15 protein-coding genes are annotated in these 19,155 nt (G+C 74.1%); 8 read left to right on the top strand and 7 right to left on the bottom strand.

Features of this window, described 5'->3' with window-relative positions; all coding sequences use genetic code 11:
- Positions 1–148: 148 nt before the first annotated feature.
- A complete protein-coding gene (locus ACTEI_RS13520) occupies positions 149–451 on the bottom strand; it encodes an STAS domain-containing protein (protein ID WP_239082595.1) in 303 nt (100 codons plus the stop codon).
- Between the two features lie 279 nt (positions 452–730).
- Between ACTEI_RS13520 and ACTEI_RS13515 the strand changes: the two genes are divergently transcribed.
- Positions 731–2,179 carry an amino acid permease gene (locus ACTEI_RS13515; RefSeq protein ID WP_122977980.1) on the top strand — a complete coding sequence of 483 codons (1,449 nt, stop codon included), beginning with the start codon at positions 731–733 and terminating at the stop codon, positions 2,177–2,179.
- The gene (locus ACTEI_RS13510) at positions 2,176–3,039 is read left to right on the top strand and encodes a universal stress protein (protein WP_122977979.1); all 864 of its coding nucleotides are present in this window, start codon (positions 2,176–2,178) and stop codon (positions 3,037–3,039) included. The genes ACTEI_RS13515 and ACTEI_RS13510 overlap by 4 nt, the downstream gene beginning before the upstream one ends.
- 142 nt (positions 3,040–3,181) lie before the next feature.
- Here the strand turns inward: ACTEI_RS13510 and ACTEI_RS13505 are convergent, their stop codons facing one another.
- The 3 genes from ACTEI_RS13505 to ACTEI_RS13495 all read right to left on the bottom strand — a co-directional run bounded on the left by ACTEI_RS13505 (position 3,182) and on the right by ACTEI_RS13495 (position 6,702).
- Positions 3,182–4,132: a serine/threonine-protein kinase gene (locus tag ACTEI_RS13505; RefSeq protein WP_122977978.1), complete on the bottom strand. Its 951-nt coding sequence runs from the start codon at positions 4,130–4,132 to the stop codon at positions 3,182–3,184.
- A 652-nt stretch (positions 4,133–4,784) separates the two neighbouring features.
- On the bottom strand, positions 4,785–5,696 hold the full coding sequence (locus ACTEI_RS13500) for a hypothetical protein (protein WP_122977977.1): 912 nt from the start codon (positions 5,694–5,696) through the stop codon (positions 4,785–4,787).
- Positions 5,697–5,748: 52 nt separating this feature from the next.
- A complete protein-coding gene (locus ACTEI_RS13495) occupies positions 5,749–6,702 on the bottom strand; it encodes a sulfotransferase family protein (RefSeq protein ID WP_122977976.1) in 954 nt (317 codons plus the stop codon).
- A gap of 880 nt (positions 6,703–7,582) precedes the next feature.
- Between ACTEI_RS13495 and ACTEI_RS13490 the strand changes: the two genes are divergently transcribed.
- The 4 genes from ACTEI_RS13490 (at position 7,583) to ACTEI_RS13475 (ending at position 13,860) form a co-directional block, all read left to right on the top strand.
- Positions 7,583–8,548, top strand: coding sequence for a glycosyltransferase family 2 protein (locus ACTEI_RS13490; protein ID WP_239082596.1), 966 nt, complete (start codon positions 7,583–7,585; stop codon positions 8,546–8,548).
- Between the two features lie 28 nt (positions 8,549–8,576).
- Positions 8,577–9,530 carry a glycosyltransferase family 2 protein gene (locus ACTEI_RS13485; RefSeq protein WP_164465938.1) on the top strand — a complete coding sequence of 318 codons (954 nt, stop codon included), beginning with the start codon at positions 8,577–8,579 and terminating at the stop codon, positions 9,528–9,530.
- Entirely contained in the window at positions 9,527–10,840 is a 1,314-nt protein-coding gene (locus tag ACTEI_RS13480) for a glycosyltransferase family 2 protein (RefSeq protein WP_164465937.1), read from the top strand. The genes ACTEI_RS13485 and ACTEI_RS13480 overlap by 4 nt, the downstream gene beginning before the upstream one ends.
- A 569-nt stretch (positions 10,841–11,409) precedes the next feature.
- On the top strand, positions 11,410–13,860 hold the full coding sequence (locus ACTEI_RS13475; protein ID WP_164465936.1) for a hypothetical protein: 2,451 nt from the start codon (positions 11,410–11,412) through the stop codon (positions 13,858–13,860).
- A 473-nt stretch (positions 13,861–14,333) separates the two neighbouring features.
- Here the strand turns inward: ACTEI_RS13475 and ACTEI_RS13470 are convergent, their stop codons facing one another.
- From ACTEI_RS13470 to ACTEI_RS13460, 3 genes are read right to left on the bottom strand one after another with little or no spacing between them, the layout of a single operon-like run.
- Complete coding sequence (locus ACTEI_RS13470; protein ID WP_164465935.1) at positions 14,334–15,686, bottom strand: right-handed parallel beta-helix repeat-containing protein; 1,353 nt, start codon at positions 15,684–15,686, stop codon at positions 14,334–14,336.
- Entirely contained in the window at positions 15,683–16,657 is a 975-nt protein-coding gene (locus tag ACTEI_RS13465) for a glycoside hydrolase family 26 protein (protein WP_122977971.1), read from the bottom strand. The genes ACTEI_RS13470 and ACTEI_RS13465 overlap by 4 nt, the downstream gene beginning before the upstream one ends.
- A gap of 2 nt (positions 16,658–16,659) precedes the next feature.
- Entirely contained in the window at positions 16,660–17,472 is an 813-nt protein-coding gene (locus ACTEI_RS13460; RefSeq protein WP_145830876.1) for a polysaccharide deacetylase family protein, read from the bottom strand.
- A gap of 238 nt (positions 17,473–17,710) precedes the next feature.
- Between ACTEI_RS13460 and ACTEI_RS13455 the strand changes: the two genes are divergently transcribed.
- A complete protein-coding gene (locus ACTEI_RS13455) occupies positions 17,711–18,364 on the top strand; it encodes a hypothetical protein (RefSeq protein ID WP_122977969.1) in 654 nt (217 codons plus the stop codon).
- Positions 18,365–18,418: 54 nt separating this feature from the next.
- Positions 18,419–19,099, top strand: coding sequence for a nucleoside/nucleotide kinase family protein (locus ACTEI_RS13450; protein WP_122977968.1), 681 nt, complete (start codon positions 18,419–18,421; stop codon positions 19,097–19,099).
- Positions 19,100–19,155 lie beyond the last annotated feature (56 nt).

The raw sequence follows: 19,155 nt of genomic DNA, 5'->3' as shown, positions 1-19,155 counted from the left end.
CGGCGAACACACGGGGCGATCGGCCAGCGCCCGGGGCGGTCGGCGAGCACACCGGACGATCGGCGCGCCTCGGATCGTGGTGTGGCAGCGGGCGGGGGCCGGCGCTCACGCGCACGCCGGGCACCCGAGCGGTCCGGGCCGGGCCGGTTCAGATGCAGCCGAGGAGCTCGGTCAGGCCGGTGACGCGCAGTTGGCGGTGCACGAAGTCGCTCGGGTTGCGCAACTGGAAGCGGGCGCCGATGTTGCGGGCCGCGCGCTGGCCGGCGACCAGGGCGCCGATGCCGACCGAGTCCATGAAGGTGACGTACGTCAGGTCGACGATCATCGCGGTCGGCCGGTCCCGCTGCAGGGTCTCCAGCAGCACCTCGCGCAGCGCGTCGACGGTGGCCGAGTCCAGGGTGCCCCGCACGTCGACGACCGTGGCGCCGTCGACCTGCCGCCGTGTCGTCATCACGGCATCGCCCATCACGACCTCGCCCACGAATACTCGAATCGGGCGATTTGCCCGATCCGCCAACCGTACCTGCCCCGCCGTACCCCTCGCAGGCTGCCGCGCGGTTTGCCCGGTACGGCGCACACCCCGTACGCCGAGGGCCTTTTACCCCGCCGCGTCCGCTGTACCCGCAACCCGGGCGACCGAACTTCCCACATCCCGCTGATCGTCTCGCCGACCCGCTTGCGCGGGCGCGAAACGCGGGATGACGGTGTGCTGAGGGGAAGGGGACGCAGCATGGCTGGACGGGGGTTGTTCGCGATCCGGGACGTCGGGTCGCTGATTCACCAGACCACCGAGGAGGGCACCGGGCTCAAACGGGCGGTGGGCGTCACCCAGCTCACCGCGATGGGCGTCGGCGCGATCATCGGCACCGGCATCTTCGTGGTGATCGGCAAGGGGTCCGGGATCGCCGGGCCGGCCGTCGTCCTGTCGTTCGTGCTCGCCGCGGTGGCCTGCGCGTTCTCCGCACTGTCCTACGCCGAGCTGGCGTCGTCGATCCCGGTCTCCGGCAGCGCGTACACCTACGCCTACGCCACCCTCGGCGAGGTGGTCGCCTGGGTCATCGGGTGGGACCTGATCCTGGAGTACGGCGTCTCGGTGGCCGGCATCGCGATCGGCTGGGGCGGCAACCTCAACGCGTTCCTGGACGCGGCCTTCGGCGTCAGCCTGCCGGACGCCGTCGCCAAGTCCCCGTCGGACGGCGGCGTCGTCAACCTGCCCGCCGTCTTCGTGGTGCTGGCCATCACGTTCCTGCTGGTTCGTGGGGTGAGCGAGAGCGCCCGGGCGAACCTGATCATGGTCGTGGTCAAACTGGTGGTGCTGGTGTTCTTCATCGTCGTGGCGTTCGCCAACTTCGGCACCGGCAACTTCCGCCCGTTCGCCCCGGCCGGCGTGGACGGGGTGACCTCGGCCGCGGCGATCATCTTCTTCGCGTACATCGGGTTCGACGCGGTCTCCACCGGCAGCGAGGAGGCCCGCAACCCGTCCCGGGACCTGCCGCTGGCGATCCTCGGCTCGCTCGCCATCTGCACCGTCTTCTACGTGCTGACCACGGTGAGCGCGCTCGGCATCGCCAGCCCGGAGCAGATGAAGGACAGCGACGCGCCGCTGGCCGCCGCGCTCGACCAGGGCGCCGGGATGAGCTGGGCGGCGGGCCTGCTCGCGCTGGGCGCGGTGGTCGCGATCACCAGCGTGGTCCTGGTGATCTTCTACGGCCAGACCCGGATCTTCTTCGCCATGTGCCGCGACGGCCTGCTGCCGCGCCGGATGGCCGCGGTCAACCAGCGGTACGGCACCCCGGCGCGGCTGACCGTCGTGCTCGGCGTCCTGATCGCGGTGCTCGCCGCGCTGGTCCCGCTGGGCACCATCGTGGAGTTGGTCAACATCGGCACGCTGTTCGCGTTCGTCCTGGTCAATGTCGGGGTGATCGTGCTGCGGCGGACGCGGCCGGACATGCCGCGGCCGTACCGGGTGCCGTGGTCGCCGGTGCTGCCGCTGATCGGTGTGGCGCTCGCCGTCTACCTGATGGGCGACCTGCCGGTGGACACCTGGATCCGGTTCGCGGTGTGGCTGGCCGCCGGCCTGCTCATCTACGGCTGCTACGGCTACCGGCACTCCCGGCTGCGGCAGGCGGCGGCGCCGAGCCCGGCCACGCCGCGGCGGCCGCGGGACGGCGCGTCATGACCGCGCCGGTGATCGTCGGGACGGACGGCGGCCCGGGCGCCGCCGACGCCCTGGCGCTCGGCCGCTGGCTGGCCGGGGCCCAGCGGGTGCCGTTGATCGTCGCGGTGGTGCACCCGGCGCCGTCCGCGATCGGCTCCGGCCGGGTGGACGCCGAGTGGGTGGCCGACCGGCACCGGGCCGCCGAGCGGATCCTCGCCGGGGCGCGCGCCGCCCTGGACGACACGCCCGGCGTCGACTACCGGGTCGTCGCGTCCACCTCGGCCGCGCACGGCCTGCACGACCTGGCCGAGCAGACCGGCGCGGCGATGCTGGTGGTCGGCTCCGGCGCATCCGCCCCGGCCGCCCGGATCCTCGCCGGCAGCACCGCGCAACGGCTGCTCGCCGGCAGTGTCTGCCCGATCGCGGTGACGCCGGCGGGCGGCGGCCCGGCCCCGGGCACCCTCGGGCGGATCGGGGTCGCCTATGTGGACACCCCGGACGGGCGGGTCGCGCTGGCCGCGGCCGCCGACCTGGCCCGCCGTACCGGCAACCCGCTGCTGCTGGTCACCGTGGTGGCCGGCGGGGACGCGGCACTGCCGTTCCTGATCGGCGACGACGCGGAACGGGCCTTCCTGGAGACGGCGCGGGAGACGTACGAGGAGGCGCTGCGCCGGGCCGCCGCGACCGTCCCGGACGTGCCGGTGGAGTGGCAGCTGCGCTCCGGGGACGTGGTCCAGCAACTGGCCGGACTGGACGAGGTGGACGTGCTGTTCTGCGGATCGCGCGGGTACGGGCCGGCACGGCGGGTGCTGCTCGGCGGGGTGTCCGGACGGCTGCTGCGCCGGGCCGCCCGCCCGCTGGTCGTGGCGCCGCGGGCATGAGCCGCCGGGCCACCCGCGGGCAGCCGCCGGGCCCCGCGGGCATGAGCCGCCGGGCCCGCGGGCAGCCGCGTGGCGCCCGGCCTCCGGGCAGCCGCCCCGCCCCGGGCAGCCCTCGGCCCGGGCAGCCCTCGGCCCGGTCTGGTCAGTCGGCGCGATGCCGGCCGGCGTGCTCGGCGTGTCCGGCGTGCTCGCCGATGTAGGTGGGCTCCTCCGCGGCGCGCTCGTCCCACGGCGGCAGGGTCGGCTGCAGGTCGGACAGCGGCACGTACACCCGCGCGTCCACCGCCTCGGCCAGCAGCAGCGCGGCGACCAGCGCGGTCGGCCGCTCCCGCGGGTCGCGGCGCAGGCACCGGAAGCACAGGTCGAGCACCTCGGCCGGCAGCCCGTCCAGCGCCGGTAGCGGCTCCGGGTCCCAGTACCGCTGCGCGTGGATCAGCTCGGTGTGCGACCGGGTGGTCCACGGCACCCGCCCGGCCAGGCAGTGGTAGAGCAGCGAGCCGAGCGCGAACATGTCGGTCGCCGGGGTGGCCGGCATCCCCTCGAAGCGCTCCGGGGCCACGTACGCCGGGGTGCCCATCACCGGCCCGTCCGGGTCCGGCTCGGGCGCGCCGACCGCGGCCGCGATGCCGAAGTCCAGCACCTTCGCCCCGCTGGGGGTGAGCATCACGTTGGCCGGCTTGATGTCGCGGTGCACCACCTGCTCGGCGTGCGCGGCGGCCAGGGCGGCGGCCACCTCGGCGCAGATCCGCACCCCGATCCGCCAGTCCAGCGGCCCGCTCGCCAGGTGCTGGCTCAGCGTCTGCCCCTCGACCAGCTCCATCACGATGTAGGGCACGTCGGGCCGCCCGGGCGCCGGTGAGGTGCCGAAGTCGTGCACGCCGGCCACGTTGGGATGGGCCAGCCGGGCTGCCGACCGGGCCTCGGCGCGGATCAGCTCGACGCCGGCCTGGCCGAGGGTGCCCTCCACCGCCGGCGCCATGATCTTGACGGCGACCGGGCGGTCCAGCACCTGGTCGTGGCCTCGCCAGACCTCGGACATGCCGCCCAGACCGATCCGGTGCACCAGCTGATACCGCCCACCCAGCATCCGCACGGCGCCCCCTCCCCCGCGTGAGCACTTTCGACGTCTCGCGGCTCGGCAGGTCGATACCCGTGCCGCACGGGCACAAACCCGCTTCCCGGGACGGTGGGCGCCGAACGGGTGAGAACCACTCCCGACGTCCGGTTCAAGAAAGGTGACTTAACGGTTTCATCGGGATGCCGGATCGCCGATTCGATGAACCGCTGGAAACGCTCCCACAATTGCCCTGCATCGATTTGGGGAGCCGATTGGCATGCCCGATCAATGCATTTTCCGGAACCGATGTCCGATACCGCGCCGGGCCCGCTGTTCGCGTCACGAAAGCCGCCAAAGGGACGGCTGGCGCTCACTGTCGGTGAAGGGATGCCGGGAGCGCCAGGGGCCAAATCGGTCAGCACCTCGTGGTCACGCTGCGTGATGGCAAGACCTGAAAAAATGGCGGAACCGGACCTTGTGGGTCCGGTTCCGCCATCGACCGTGCCGCTTCGGTAAGCGACCACCTGACGTCGGGGACAAAACTAGGCCATCGCGGCACGCTGCCCGCGCTGGCCCCCACCCACCGTGACGGCCCTCTCAGCCGTCGCCCGGAGCGGGGTGGGCCATCAGTGCCCTGAGCAGGCAACCCAGCCCGCGGGACGCCGCCGGACGGCATCACGCTGAGCGATCAGACCCTTTCCGTACGCAGGTCGTGCGCGCCGTCCGGCCGAGTCGCCTCGTAGTACAGCCGCCGGCCCCCGTCCGGCAGCTCCAGCAGGCTCAGGTAGCGCAGCCCGTACGGCGGGTGCGGGCTGCCGACCGGCTCGTCGTCCTCCGCGACGAGCTCGCCGAAGCTGCCGTCCGGCAGGCGCCGCCCCCGGGCCACCCCGGTGCGCTCCTCCCAGTTCTCCCGGGCCGTGGCCCGCCCGTCGTAGGCGACCGTGATCTCGTCTCCGGTCACCTGCACCGACGAGACCCGCACGCCCCGGGCGTCCCAGCGGCCCGGGCGGCCGGCCAGCGCCGTGCGCCGCCAGGTCCAGTGCACACCCTCCGGGCTGGTCGCGTACTCGGTGGTCATCCGGTCGGCGTCGTCCCAGGACTCCAGCGGATGCACCGACGCCCACAGGTGCCAGCCGTGCTCGTCGTGGTGCAGCACCGGGTCCTTGACCCCGGCCGTGTCGTCACCGGCCAGCACCGTGCGGGCCGGCGCGGCGGGCAGGCCCTCCGGGGTGTCGGCCTCCAGCAGCTCGACCCGCCAGTGCTTGGTGCCCGGGGTGGCGGCGCTGACGTAGAGCCGCCAGCGCCCCTCCGGGGTACGCACCAGGGCCGGGCGCTCCAGCGACTCGGCGCCGAAGCGGTCCTTGCCGACCTCGGCCACCACGGTGAAGCGAACGCCGTCGGCGGAGCGGGCGATCACGTTGGCGATGCCCCGGCCGGCGCCGATCGGCAGGCGCAGACGGTAGGCCAGGTAGACGTAGCCGCCCGCGGTGACGGTGCTCGGCGCGCCGGACCAGGCGCCTGGCTCGGTGCCCGGCGGCTCCACCACCACCGTGGAGTCTTCCCAGCGTGGCAGGGGCAGGGCGGTGATTCCGACAGACACGGTGACTCCCCGGATGCGGTGGCTACGGCGTACCCGCCGAGTCTCGCATAACCTATTGAATCGGTGGGGTTTCCGGCGCGCGGGCGTGTCGGTCCACGCTGAGCCAGTCGTCGTACCGCTCGCCGGTGATGTCCTGCAGCAGCGCGATGTCCTCGGCGAAGTACGGCAGCAGCTCGGCGCGCTCGGCCGGGGTGGTCACCGGGCGGGTGCCCTTGCGGCGGTGCAGCAGGGTGAGCAGCGGCCCGCGGGCGGCCAGGCGCAGCGGCACCGGGAAGCGGTGACCGAAGGTGCCACCGGCCCGCAGCAGGCCGCGCAGCACCCGGTTGACCGCGTTGTCGTGCACGACGTGCCGGTTCACGTTCTCCTTGGGGATGGCCGTGAGCAATCCGGTGCGCACGCCGAGGAACGCGCAGACCCGGTCCAGCGTGGCCGCCGGGGCGTCCTTGAGATCCCGGTAGCGCAGCAGCAGCACCTGCTCCCGGGGGAAACGCTGGTAGAGGTGCTCCAGCTGGCGGCCGTACCGGCCCAGGTCCAGGTAGTGCCAGAACTGCGCCCAACCGGCCGCACGGCGCTGCGGCTCGGCCCGGCACGCGGCCAGGAAGTCGGCCTCCGGCTCCAGGCCGGCGTTCCACAGGTGGGTCCAGTTGGAGTGCGCCCGGTCCACCGGGTCGCGCAGCAGCAGGATGATCCGCACGTCCGGGACCAGCGCCCGGATCCGGTCGTGGGCGGCGAGGTCGTGCAGGTAGAACGGGGTGGCCTCACCCCGCAGGGCGCCCGGCTCGGCAGGTGCGAACAGCGCCTCGTAATCCGGGCGTCGCCACACGTGCTCCTGGTAGGTCTGCACGTCGCCGGGCCCGCCGTGCACCGGCGGCGGCCCGTCGGAGAGGAAGAACTTCGGTTCCTTGACCGATGGCAGGAACAGCTCGGGATGACCGGTCAGGGCAGCGTGCAGGGCGGTGGTCCCGGCTTTGGGAACACCGGCGATCAGGAAGTCGGGAAGTGACATGTTCCCCCCACGGATGCGCGGCCTGTGCAAAAGTGGGTTAAGCCTACAGAACTTGTAGGTTTTCGCGACCCGGGAGTTTTCGCGGCCCGGACCGGCCACCCGGCCTCAGCTCGCGCCGCCCGTCAGCCAGCGCCGCCACCAGCGCGAACGCCGGAACCGCCGGCACTGCCCGGGCGGACACGTCACGCACTCGGTGCCCGGACGGTAGTGCTGATGCGCCGCCAGCGGGTGCCCGCACACGCAGCGGGTCTCGCCGGCCGTCATCGGCACCCCGCCGGCGGACAGCCGCTGGGGCCTCGGGTGGCACGCCGACCGATTCGCACGACCACCAGCATGCCACCCGGCGCCGGGCCGCGCGGCGAGGCGCACCGGACCCACCGTCACACCATCTCCGGTCCGCTTACACGCAGCGTAGCGGCAACCGCCGGGTACGTGACTTTTTGGATATCCATCCGGATTGCCGCCCCTGTCCAAGTACACGGTGATCGATTCCGATATCTGGCATTGGCCGGACAAGCACCGAAGACTCACACGATGAGGCCCCGATAGTTACGGAGCGTAACGCTGTGGCCAAGATCGCTCCGAGCGCTCGGAAAAAGCGGCCACAAGCGCGCGGAGACTCATCCGTTAAGCCAGCTGTGACGCGCAACCGTCCCATGAACTGTTGACGCTACGTAATCCCTTGCTAGTTTGATTCCCTGCAGCGAGCGTCTGGCGAACCCAACTCCGGGAAATCGCGCGACAGGTCGCATTGCCGCCCCCGGAAGGGAACGACATGGAGCTCTCGCACTTGAATCCGAACACAGACAGTAACCGGCCGCTCTCACCCACCGTAAGCGTTGTCATTCCCACGCTGAACGAGGAGCGGAACCTGCCGCACGTGTTCGCGAAGCTGCCGGCCCTGATCACCGAGGTGATCCTGGTCGACGGAGGCTCCCGGGACCGGACCGTCGAGGTGGCGCGGCAACTGCGCCCGGACGTGGTGGTGGTGCAGCAGACCCGGACCGGCAAGGGCAACGCGCTGGCCTGTGGTTTCGCTGCCTGCACCGGCGACATCATCGTGATGATCGACGCCGACGGCTCCACCGACCCGGCCGAGATCCCGCTGTTCGTCGCCAAGCTGACCGGTGGCGATCAGTTCGTCAAGGGCACCCGGTTCAACTTCGGCGGCCACAGCCACGACATCACCCGGCTGCGCAAGCTCGGCAACGACGGGCTCAACCTGGTGGTCAACGTCCTGTTCAAGACGAAGTTCACCGATCTGTGCTACGGCTACAACGCCTTCTGGCGCGACGTGGTGCCGGCGCTCGACCTGCCGGACGTCGACCTGCCCCGCCCCGCCGACGGCAGCAAGCTGTGGGGCGACGGCTTCGAGATCGAAACCATGATCAATATCCGCGCGGTGGCCGAACGGCTCAAGGTCGGCGAGGTCGGCAGCACCGAGCACGAGCGCATCCACGGCCAGAGCAACCTGAACACCTTCCGCGACGGCTTCCGCGTGCTGCGCACCATCTTCAGCGAGTTCGGCCGGGCCCGGGCCCGCCGCAAGGCCGGCATCGTGCCGTTCGCCGCGAAGCTGACCGCCTCGAGCACCCGCCGGCCGGCCGGCCCGCACGTCGTGGCCGCCGCCGGCCCGCACCCGGTCGACCCGCGCGCCCACCTCAACCGGGGCCGCCGCGACGAGATCGGCGCCCGCCGCTCCGAGGACGTCAAGAAGCGGCGCGGCACCGCGCTCGACGATCTCGGCACCCGGCCCACGCAGGACCTGCGGGCGCTGCGGGCCCGGGCCCTCGACGGCCGGCAGAGCCCGGACGTCAGCCAGACCCGCGCCACGCTCGACGACTGAGCGCCCGTTCACAGAAGCACTCGGACCCGTGACAGAAACCCCCCTCGCGACCACGATCGTCATCCCCACCTACACCGAGAAGCGCTGGAGCTACCTACTGCGCACGCTGGCGTCGGCCCGCGCCCAGAGTCATCAGCCGGACGAGATCGTCGTCGTGGTCGATCACAACCCGGCGATGTTCGAGCGGGCCAAGCGTGAGCTGGACGGCGTCACGGTGCTGGAGAACGCCTACGCCCAGGGCGTCTCGGGCAACCGCAACACCGGCGCCGAGCACGCGTCCACCCCGCTGATCGCCTTCCTGGACGACGACATCATCGCCGACCGGCACTGGCTGGCCCGGCAGATCGAGCCGTTCGCCGACCCGGACGTGGTCGGCACCGGTGGCGCGATCGTGCCGGCCTGGGCGGGTCGCCCGCCGCGCTGGATGCCAGCCGAGTTCCTCTGGGCGGTCGGCGGGTCGTACGCCGGAATGCCCACCGAGACCGCCCCGGTCCGCAACGTCTGGTCCGCCAACATGATCGTCCGCCGCACGACGTTCCTGGCGGTCGGCGGCTTCCGGCTCGGCTTCGGCAAGCTCGGCAACCGCAACCGCCCCGAGGACACCGACCTGTGCCTGCGGATGAGCGAGGCCGGCGGCCACTGGATGTACGTCCCGGCCGCCGTCATCCAGCATGAGGTGCCGGCCGAGCGGGCCACCTTCCGGTTCTTCGTGCGCCGCTGCTACGCGGAGGGCCGCGGCAAGGTCCAGATGGCCGCCCTGCACCGCGGCGACCCGCTTGGCGCCGAGCGGAACTACCTGTGGTCGCTGCCCCGGGCGGTCCTGCGCCACCTCGGCCGGGCCGCCCGCGGCCAGGGCGTGGACCAGCTGCTGCGGGCCGGCGGCGTGGTCGCCGGAGTCGCCGCCGCCGGAGCCGGTGGCGTCGTGGAGACCGTCAGTTCGCGCCGGCCCGGCCGGCGCCCCACGGTGAGGGCGGCCCAGTGACCACCGCTCCGGTCTTCGAGAGAGACGCCGCGCTGCTGCCCGCCGTCGTGCTCGACCTGGAACTGTCCGAGCCGCTGCCGCGAGTCGCCGCCACCACCCCGGACGGGCGCCGCGTGCAGCAGGCCTGGGCGCTGGTCCGGCTCTTCACCGAGCCGCTCGGCAGCGTCCTGGTCGACGTCCCGGATCATGGCCTGAGCCCCGCCGACCTGGCCGCCGCCGTCGACGACGAGCTGGGCGACGTGGTGCGCCCGCGGCTCGGCGGCGCGCCGGTCCCGGCCGGCGGGTTCACCCCGGCCACCGAGCCGGAGTTCCTGGCCGGCCGGCGGGCCGTGCTCGCCGGCGCGCCGGACATCACCGTGGTGGTCTGCACCCGGGAGCGGCCCGGCGCGCTCGCCCGCTGTCTGGACAGCCTGCTCGCCCAGCAGTACCCGGGCCTGCGGATCCTGGTGGTCGACAACGCCCCGGCCACCGGGGCGACCGCCGAGGTGGTGCGCTCGGCCGCCCGCCGCGGGCCGGTGGAGTACCTGCGGGAGCCGAAGGCCGGGCTGTCGTTCGCCCGCAACGCCGCGGTCGCCGCCTGCCCCGGGCAGATCCTGGCCTGGATCGACGACGACGAGGTCGCCGACCCGTACTGGCTGGCCGAGGTGGCCCGGGCGCTGGCCGAGCATCCGGAGGCCGACGTGGTGTCCGGCGTGATCGTCCCGGCCGAGCTGGAGACCCGTGCACAGCTCTGGTTCGAGCAGTTCGGCGGGCACAGCAAGGGCCGCGGCTTCCGGCCGGACGTGTTCGGCCCGCACAGCGCGCACCGGCAGAGCCCGCTCTACCCGCTGCCGCCGTTCGGCACCGGGGCGAACATGACGTTCCGGCCCGGCGTGATCGAACGGATCGGCGGCTGGGACACCGCGCTGGGCGCCGGGACCCCGGCGATGGGCTCCGAGGACACCCTGGCGTTCACCCAGGTGCTGCTGGCCGGTGGGACGATCGTCTACCAGCCGACCGCGGTCACCCACCACTACCACCGGCGCGACCTCGCCGGCCTGCACCAGCAGATGGTCGGCTACGGCACCGGGCTGACCGCGGCGTACACCAGTCTGCTGATGAGCCGGCCGGGGCTGATCTGGCAGCTGCTCAAGCTGGCGCCCGTCGCGTTCCGGGACCTGACCGGCGCGGACAGCCTGCGGGTCGCCACCCTGCGCGCGGACTTCCCGCGTGAGCTGCTCGGCGCCAACCGGCGCGGCATGATCGCGGGCCCCCGTGCCTACCTGCGGGGTCGGCGGACCGCCCGGGCCAGGCTCCGCCAGCACCCGTGAGCGGAGGACGGGTCCCGGCCGCACGCAGACCAGAGGGAGGCCCTTCCGAGATGGCGCAGCACCGCTCGCCCGCATTCCAGGACAGATCGCAGGATCCGGAGGCCACCGTGGTCATCCGCTCGGGCGGGAGTCCCACCGCGCCGGCCGGCCACGACCCGGAGGCCACCGTGGTCATCCGCTCGGGCGGGAATCCCACCGCGCCGGCCGGCCACGACCCGGAGGCCACCGTGGTCATCCCGGCGGCGCGGATCGCGGCGGCCAGGAAGCCGGAGGCGGTAATGCCCGCCGCGGCACGCAGGGCCGCCCCGGCACCGCCCGTCACGGCCCGGAAGCCGGAGGCGGCACCGCCCGTCGCCGCACGCCGGGCCGCCCCGGCACCGCCCGTCACGGCCCGGAAGCCGGAGGCGGCACCGCCCGTCGCCGCACGCCGGGCCGCCCCGGCACCGCCCGTCGCCGCACGCCGGGCCGACCCGGCACCGCCGGCCGCGGCCGGGAGGCCGGAAGCGGCGCGGCCCGCCACGGCGGCGACCACCTCGTGGCCGACGAATCGGTCGATCGGCGAGGAGACGGTGCGGCTCACCGTCCCCGCCGCGCGCGGGCCCCGCCTGGACGAGGCCGCCACCCAGGTGATCCCGCGCCCGGAGGCGGACACCCAGGCGCTCCCCCGGCTGGAGGCGGACACCCGGCTGATCCCCCGGCCGGAGGCGGACACCCAGGTGCTCCCCCGGCTGGAGGCGCAGGAGACCCAGGTCATCCGGCTGCCGGCGGCGCCCGTGCCGGTGCGGCCGACGCCCGCGCCCACCGCCGGGCCCGTCCGACCCGCGCCCACCGCCGCGCCCGTCCCCGCGCCCGTCCCCGCGCCCACCGCCGGGCCGGCCGACGCGCCCGGCCCGGACTCCCGCCCGGAGTTCGCGGCGGCGGCCGTTCTCGCCGGACTCGCCGGTGTGGCGGGCCAGCTGGTGCCGCACGGCGGCGTCCGGGTGCTGCTGCTGCTCGTGCTGATCGGCGCCGGCCCGGGCGCGGCGGCGATGTCGTTCGCCACGGTGCGCAACCGGCTCACCGCCTGGGCCCTGGCCACCGCGCTCAGCCTCTCCCTCGCGGTCGCCCCGGCCGTGCTCACCCTCTGGCTGCACATCTGGCACCCGGCCGCCGCGCTCGGCGCTCTCGCCGCCGCCACCCTGCTCACCGGCGCGGTGCGGGCGGTGCGACTGTCCCGGGCCGGCGTGCGGTGGTCCCGGCCCGGCCGCAGCGGCCCCGCCGAGCCGCCCGCCGACCGGCTGCGCACGGTGCTGCCGCTGGTCACACTCCCCGCCGCGGCCACGTTGTGGATCATCACGCTGGTCCGGACCAGCCCGTCGGCCATCGACTCCTACGGCATGTCCGCCTCGCTCGGCGTGCCGTTCCTGATCGCGCTCGGCCTGCTCGGCCTCGGCTTCGGCTTCGAGCTGTTCGGCCGGGCCCGCCCGCTCGTGCTGACCGCCGGCATCCTCGCCGTGCCGGCCATCATGCAGGGCACCGTGCCGATCCTGAGCGGCACCATCGAGTACGCGTGGACGTACAAGCACCTCGGCGTCGTCGAGCTGATCCGCGACCACGGCCACCTGATCGACTCCACCGACATCTACCAGCAGTGGCCCGGCTTCTTCGCGGTCATGGCCCTGTTGTCGCACGTCTCCGGGCTGGACCCGATCTCGTTCGCCGCCTGGTCGTCGCTGGTGTGCATGCTGGTCAACCTGCTGATGACGGCGGCGCTGCTGCGGCAGTTCACCGCGAACCGGCGGGTCGTCGCGCTGGCCGCGCTGCTCACCCAGCTGGCCATGTGGGTGGACATCGGCTACTTCTCCCCGCAGGGCTACGTCTATCCGCTGATGCTGGCCTTCTGGTTGATCGTCGTCCGCTGGCTGACCGGCGCGCCGACCGGCCACATCACCCGGTTCCCGCGCGCCGGGCGACTCCGCGCCTGGCTGACCCGGGACATGCCGGACCGCCCCGAACCGGCTCGCGCCACCCGGCTGTGGGCCGCCGCAGCGGCCACCGTCGTCTACGCCGCGATCGTGGTGTCGCACCAGCTCACCCCGGTGATGATGATGGTGCCGCTGGTCGGCCTGTCGGTGCTGGGCGTGCTGCGCCCACGGCTGCTCACCGTCGTTCTCGGCGTGGTGCTGCTCGGCTTCCTGGCCCCGCGGATGGGCTCGGTCAACAGCCAGTACCAGATCTTCGACTTCGACCTGTTCGCCAACGCCTCCGGCAACGCCAGCACCTGGAGCACCCCGGAGCAGGAGTTCTCCGCGCTGGTGGCGCGCTGCCTGGCGCTGGGCCTGTGGGCGGCGGCGCTGCTCACCGTCTGGCGGGCCCGGCACCGGCTCGGCACCGTGCTGGTCGCGGCGCTGCTGGCGTACCTGCCGATCACCACGCTGGCCGGCGGCAGCTACGGCGGCGAGGCGATCTACCGGGTGTACGCGTTCTCGCTGCCGTTCACCGCGCTGCTGGTGGCCACCCTGTGGGCGGGCGGGAACCCGCGCCCCGGCCGGCTCCTGACGGCCGGCTCCGGGCTGCTGGTCGCGGTGCTGATGTTCGCCGGGCTGCAGGGTCTGCAGGGCCAGCTGCGGGTACACCTGGTCGGCCGCGGCGACATCACCGCCGCGGAGCACCTGTACGCGCACGCCACGCCGGGCGCCGGGATCATCCTGGTGGCGCCGAACTTCCCGACGAAGCTGAAGGCGAACTACGGCTCGTACAACCGGGGTCACGTCTCGGTGGACATCTCGCTGATCGGCGACCCGTACTTCACCGGCAACCTGAACAGCTCCCGGCTGGCCGACATCAAACAGTACATCGAGGCGATGAACCACCCGGTGGACTACCTGGTGGTCAGCGAGTCGATGGAGCGGCAGACGGACTACTTCGGCACCCTGCCGCACGGCTCGTTCGCCTCGCTGGAACAGGGCCTGCGCGCCTCCCCCGACTGGAAGGTCTTCTACGACGCCCCCGGCGTGACCATCTTCCAGCTCGTCCGGTAACGGTCACCGGCCCGCCCCGGCGCCGGAGCGGCCCGGGTGGCGCGCCGGGGCGCCCGATCCCGGACCTGCCGGCCCCGGCCGCGGCGCGCTCCAGGTCCGCCGGTTGGCTCCCGGCCGCGGCGCGCTCCAGGCCCGCCGTTGGCTCCCGGCCGCGGCGCGCTCCAGGCCCGCTCTTTCCCGGTACGCCGTGACGGGTCCCGCCCGCAGGCCGCTCGGCCGGGTCCCGTGCCGATCCCGCGCGCGGCGGTCCCCTCCGGCGGACCGCGGCGCGCGCCCCGGTTCCGGCTGGTGCGGTGGTGACCGACCGAGCACGACCACGCTCGACCCGAGCCGGCAGGGGGCGCGCCGCGGCCCGGTGCCGGGACCGCGTCGCGCCCGGCCGGCACGGGGCGCACCGGCTCGGCGGCCGGGCCAGGTCGTACCGGAGAAGGCGGACCCGGCGAACCGACGGCCCGGACGCTGCCGGCGGGTCTTCAACCGGTGGTGGAGGTCCGGTCCAGGCCGGTGCGGCGCTGCCAGCCCGGGAAGTCGACGGTGTTCCCGGCGTCCGGGGCGCCCTCCGGGCCGATCACCGCGAAACCGGCGCCGGCGGTGCGGTAGCGGTTGCCGTCGACCGTGATCCGGGGCAGCCCGGCCGGCGGGACGATCTGCACGCGGTGCACGACGTCACCGGCCTGGATCACCTCGTTGCCGGTGATCCGCAGGCCGGCGACCGAGCCGGCGAAGCCGCCGTCCGCGGTGATCAGGAAGGTGAACTGGCTGAGGTTCTCGAACGTGTTGCCGCTGATCCGCATCCCGGCGGCGCAGCGCAGGATCAGGCCGGTGAAAAATTCCCGTTCCGGCTCGTGGCCGCGACCGGCCACCGTGTTGCCGGTGAACGTGTTGCCGGCGCAGGCGCCGCCCGGGTCGGTGCCGGTCTCCAGCGCGCCGTCGTTGTCGACGAAGGTGTTGCCGGTGATCGAGACATGCGAGGCGGCGTAGATCTCCATGCCGCCGCCGTCGACGCCGTAGTCGGTGGACGGGCCGAGGTTGTGGGTGACCGTGTTGTTGCGGAAGATCGGGCCGGGGTGATCGGTGACGAACGTGGCGCCGAGGCCGTAGCCGCCGAAGTCGTCCTCCGGCTCCGGGCTGTTGTGCACGATCCGGTCCTGGTCGTGGACGTCGTTGCCCTCGACGAGCACGCCCCGGCCACCGCCCGAGACGGCGATGCCGGCGCCGTTGTGGTCCACCTCGTTGCCGATGACCGTGAGGTCGCGGGCGCCGGTGGCGAGGATGCCGTAGCAGCCGACCGGCAGGCCGTGCGCGTTGGTGCCGCGACTGTGGTGCACGTGGACGTTGTGGACGGTCACCCCGGTGGCGCCGTCGATCCGGATGCCGCTGCCGTGGTCGCCGGTCACCGTGTTGTCCGGGGACGGATTCGGCACGCAGTCACGGACCTCGATGTCCTGCACCGTCACGCGATCCGCGCGGACCAGCACGACGTCCCGCGCCCCGGACAGTCCGACGACGGTGCCGCGCTCGCCGGGAGCGCTGGTCACGGTCACGCCGGGCCGGTCCGCGGTGAACGGCCGGTACTCGCCCGCCCGCAGGTAGACGGTGGCGCCCGGCGGGACGGCGGCCAGGGCCCGCACGACCGAGCGCCACGGGTGCCGGGCGCTGCCGTCGTTGTCGTCGTCGCCGTACGGCGACACCCAGTACCCGCCGGCCGCGACGGCCGGCTCGGACGGGGCCACCGGACCGGACCGCGACCAGGCCAGCGCCAGCAGCGGGACCAGGACCGCGAGCGCCAGCACGGCGCGAGCGGCCCGGCGGCCCGCGCCGCTCACCCGCCGAACACCGGCTCGGTGGCCAGCGCCCGGTACGCGGCGAGACTGTTCGGGTCGGAGTCGATCCGCCAGTTCTCGGCCGAGCCCGGGTGGGTGTCGGTGTCGAACCAGACGGCGGCGCCGACCGCGGGCCGCAACCGGACCCAGGCGGCGAAATCGGTGATCCAGTCCGGCTTGCTGGCGCCGCCGCGGTCCGCCACCGCCACCTCCGCGATCATGATCGGTTTCCGCGCCGAGTACCGCTGGTACACCTCGTCGAACATCTGGGCCGGGGTCTCCTGGCGGGCGTAGCCGGAGACGCCGACCCAGTCGACGTGCTCGTCGCCCGGGTAGTAGCCGTCGATCCGGTTCCAGTCCTCGTCCGGCTGGGTGTCGGCGTTCGGGCTCCACACCCAGGCGACGTTGTCCGCGCCGGCCTCGCGGAACAGCCGGCGCAGCCGCCGCCAGGCGGTGACGTACCCCTCCGGGGACCGCCCGTTGGCCGCGCCGCCCCAGCGGAAGAAGTCGCGGTTCATGTCCCAGCCCCAGCGCAGCAGGATCGGCCGGCGGCCGGCGGCGAGGCGGCGGGCCGCCGCGGTGATCAGGCGGTCCGCCCCGCCGCCGGTGATCTCGCGCAGCGTCGGACCGCGCCAGGAGAGCATCAGCGTGCTACCGGCCGGCAGGTAGGCGAGCGTGGCCGGCAGCCGGTCGGTCCACGAGTAGTAGCGGTGCACGATCCGCAGGTCCCGGCCGAGCTGGCGGCGGCGCAGGCGCAGGCTCTCGGCGGCGGTCATGCCCCGCAGGTCGACGTAGCCGCCCAGCATGACCCGGCCGGGCGTGAACGGGGCCGGCCCGCCGCCGGCGGTGACGGCCGGCGCCGGGCCGGAGGGCACCGGCGGCCACGGCGCCGGCTTCGCGGTGCACCCGGCGGCGGGCAGTGCCGTCGCCCCGGCGAGCAGCAGCAGGTCGCGTCGGGAGAGTCGGGCGCCCATCGTCAGGTCAGCGTCCGGCCCGCCCGGCGGGCGGCCCTGCGGACGAGCCGCCAGCCGGGCTGGGCGAGGCGTTTGAGCTGCGGCGTCAGGCGAGGGCCGCGCCCCTCGACGAGGGCGAGCAGGTCGGCCCCGCTGTGGTCGGGGGTGGGCTGGAAGCGGGGTACGGCGAATTGCCACCGCCCCGGGGCGTGCAGGCGCCGCCCGACCTCGGTGGCGTTGTCGTGCCCGGCCGCCTCGACCACCTCGCGCACCCGGCGGCCGTGGTAGCCGTGCGGGTAGGCGAACGAGCGCACCCGCGCCTGCAGCCGCTGCTCCAGCTCGGCGCGACTGCGGTACACCTCCTCGCGCAGCCGGGCCGGCGGCAGCACGTCGAGCGGGTGGTGGATCAGGCTGTGGTTGCCGATCTCCACGCCGCCGGCCGCGACCTCGGCCAGCTGCGCCCAGGTCAGCATCGGGCCGAAGTCCGGGGCCCAGCGGCCCAGCCAGCCGGCGTGCCCGCCGAGGTGGCCGACCGAGGCGTAGAGGGTGGCCCCGGCGCCGGCGGCCCGCAGCGCGGGGAGCGCGACGGTGAGGAAGTCGCGGTAGCCGTCGTCGAAGGTGACCGCGACCAGCTTCTCGGTGCTCCCGGCGAGCCGCCGGTCGAGCGCCTCGGTCAGGCCGGTCAGCCGGTACCCGGCCGCGGTCAGCGTCCCGAGCTGCTCGGCCAGCCGCTCCGGTGGCACCGCGAGGTCGCGCAGCGGGCCGTCCACGGCGGAGACCGAGTGGTACATCAGCGCAGGCAGGGTGGTCCGGACCCGCGTCGCCCCGTCTCCCACACGTCCCCCTTCGTCACAGCGGCAGGCGGCTACCGTACCCGCCTTGGCGATCGTGCGGCCTCCCCCGTTCGCCCTAGCCAATTTCCGCTACACGGAGTAATGTTCGCTTCCCCTCGGCACGCCTGCCAGCAAAAATGTCGTCACGATGCGGTGACTCACAGTAATTCCTGAACCATTGTGAGATGGCTGACGTACCCGGGGACGACACCGAATTCGCTTCACCCCGGGAGCGTGCACCATGTTCCGGCTCATCCAGCTGCACACCGAGGCCGGTGTGCCACGCATCGGCGTCGACCCGGACGGCTACGTCAGCGCCCGCGCCGCCCTGGCCCGCTACCGCACCGCCCCGGCCACGTATTTCGCGGTCGGCCGGTTCGACCACGAGGGCACCCTCACCGAGGTGATCCTCGACCCGTCCTGCGGCCTGGACGGCGCGTGCCAGCGGCCCGCCTCGGTCATCCACGCCCGCACCTACCAGCGGCTCTGCGAGGGCTGCGCGGCCGGGCTGGAGGTGCTCACCGTTCCCCAGCTGGCCCGCCGGCTCGGCATCGCGTGCCGGCTCGCCCCGCCGCCGGCCCGGCAACGGCGGAACACCCTCGGCGGGCTGCGCTCGCCGGCCGGCAACCGGATCGCCCGCGAGTTCGCCGACCACGTGCACGATCCGGCCTGGCGCCGGGAGCTCTGCGGCGAGCTGGGCCAGACCCCGACCGCGCTCAACGGGCTGCTGATCGGCGCGGGGGCGCTCAGCCACCGCCAGGTCCTCGACCTGTACCCGGTGCTGTGCGCGCTGGGCGACGAACTGCCCGACGGGGTCCGCGCGGACCTGTCCCGGGCGACCGCCCGGCCGCTGTCGCCCGCCGGGGTGGCCGGGCTGCGCCTCGGACTCGGCTGACCCCGATCCGGCGCGCCCGCCCGGCCGGGCCGACCCGGGCGGTACGGTCGCCGGATGACGTGCACGCTCGCGGAACTGGCCGATCGGGCCCGCGCGCTGGTCGGCGGCGGGCGACGCGCGGTGCTGGGCATCACCGGGCCACCCGGGGCCGGCAAGACCACCCTGGCCGAGTCGTTGCTGGCCGCGCTGGCGCCGCACCCGCCGGCCGGCCTGGCCCCCGGCGGCTGGGTGGCGCACGTGCCGATGGACGGTTTCCATCTGGCCGACGCCGAACTGGACCGGCTCGGGCTGCGCGACCGCAAGGGCGCGCCGGAGACCTTCGACGCCTGGGGATACGCCGCGCTGCTGCGCCGGCTGCTCGCCGACGAGGACGACATGGTGTACGCGCCGGGCTTCGACCGGCGGCTGGAGCAGCCGATCGCCGGCACGATCGGGGTGGCCGGGCCGGCCCGGCTGGTGCTGACCGAGGGCAACTACCTGCTGCTCACCGACGGGCGGTGGGCCGGGCTGCGGGGCCTGTTCAGCGAGGTGTGGTACGCCGATCTGGAGCCCGCCGAACGGCTGCGCCGGCTGATCGCGCGGCACGTGCGTTTCGGCAAGGAACCGGCGGCCGCGGCCGAGTGGGCGACCGGGACCGACGAGCGCAACGCCGCGCTGATCGCGGCCACCCGGGACCGGGCCGATCTGGTGGTGCCGTCGGCGCTGCTGGGCGAGCCGGGCGCCGCCCCGGAGTGAGTTACGAGTCACCACCGTATCGGAAGTTTTTGTGGTGACCGGGTGGCATGCTTGCC

Origin of the sequence: Actinoplanes teichomyceticus ATCC 31121, assembly GCF_003711105.1 — a bacterium.
GTDB lineage: Bacteria > Actinomycetota > Actinomycetes > Mycobacteriales > Micromonosporaceae > Actinoplanes > Actinoplanes teichomyceticus.
Note: the sequence above shows the minus strand (reverse complement) of the source record. Positions and strands in the feature narration are given on the sequence as shown.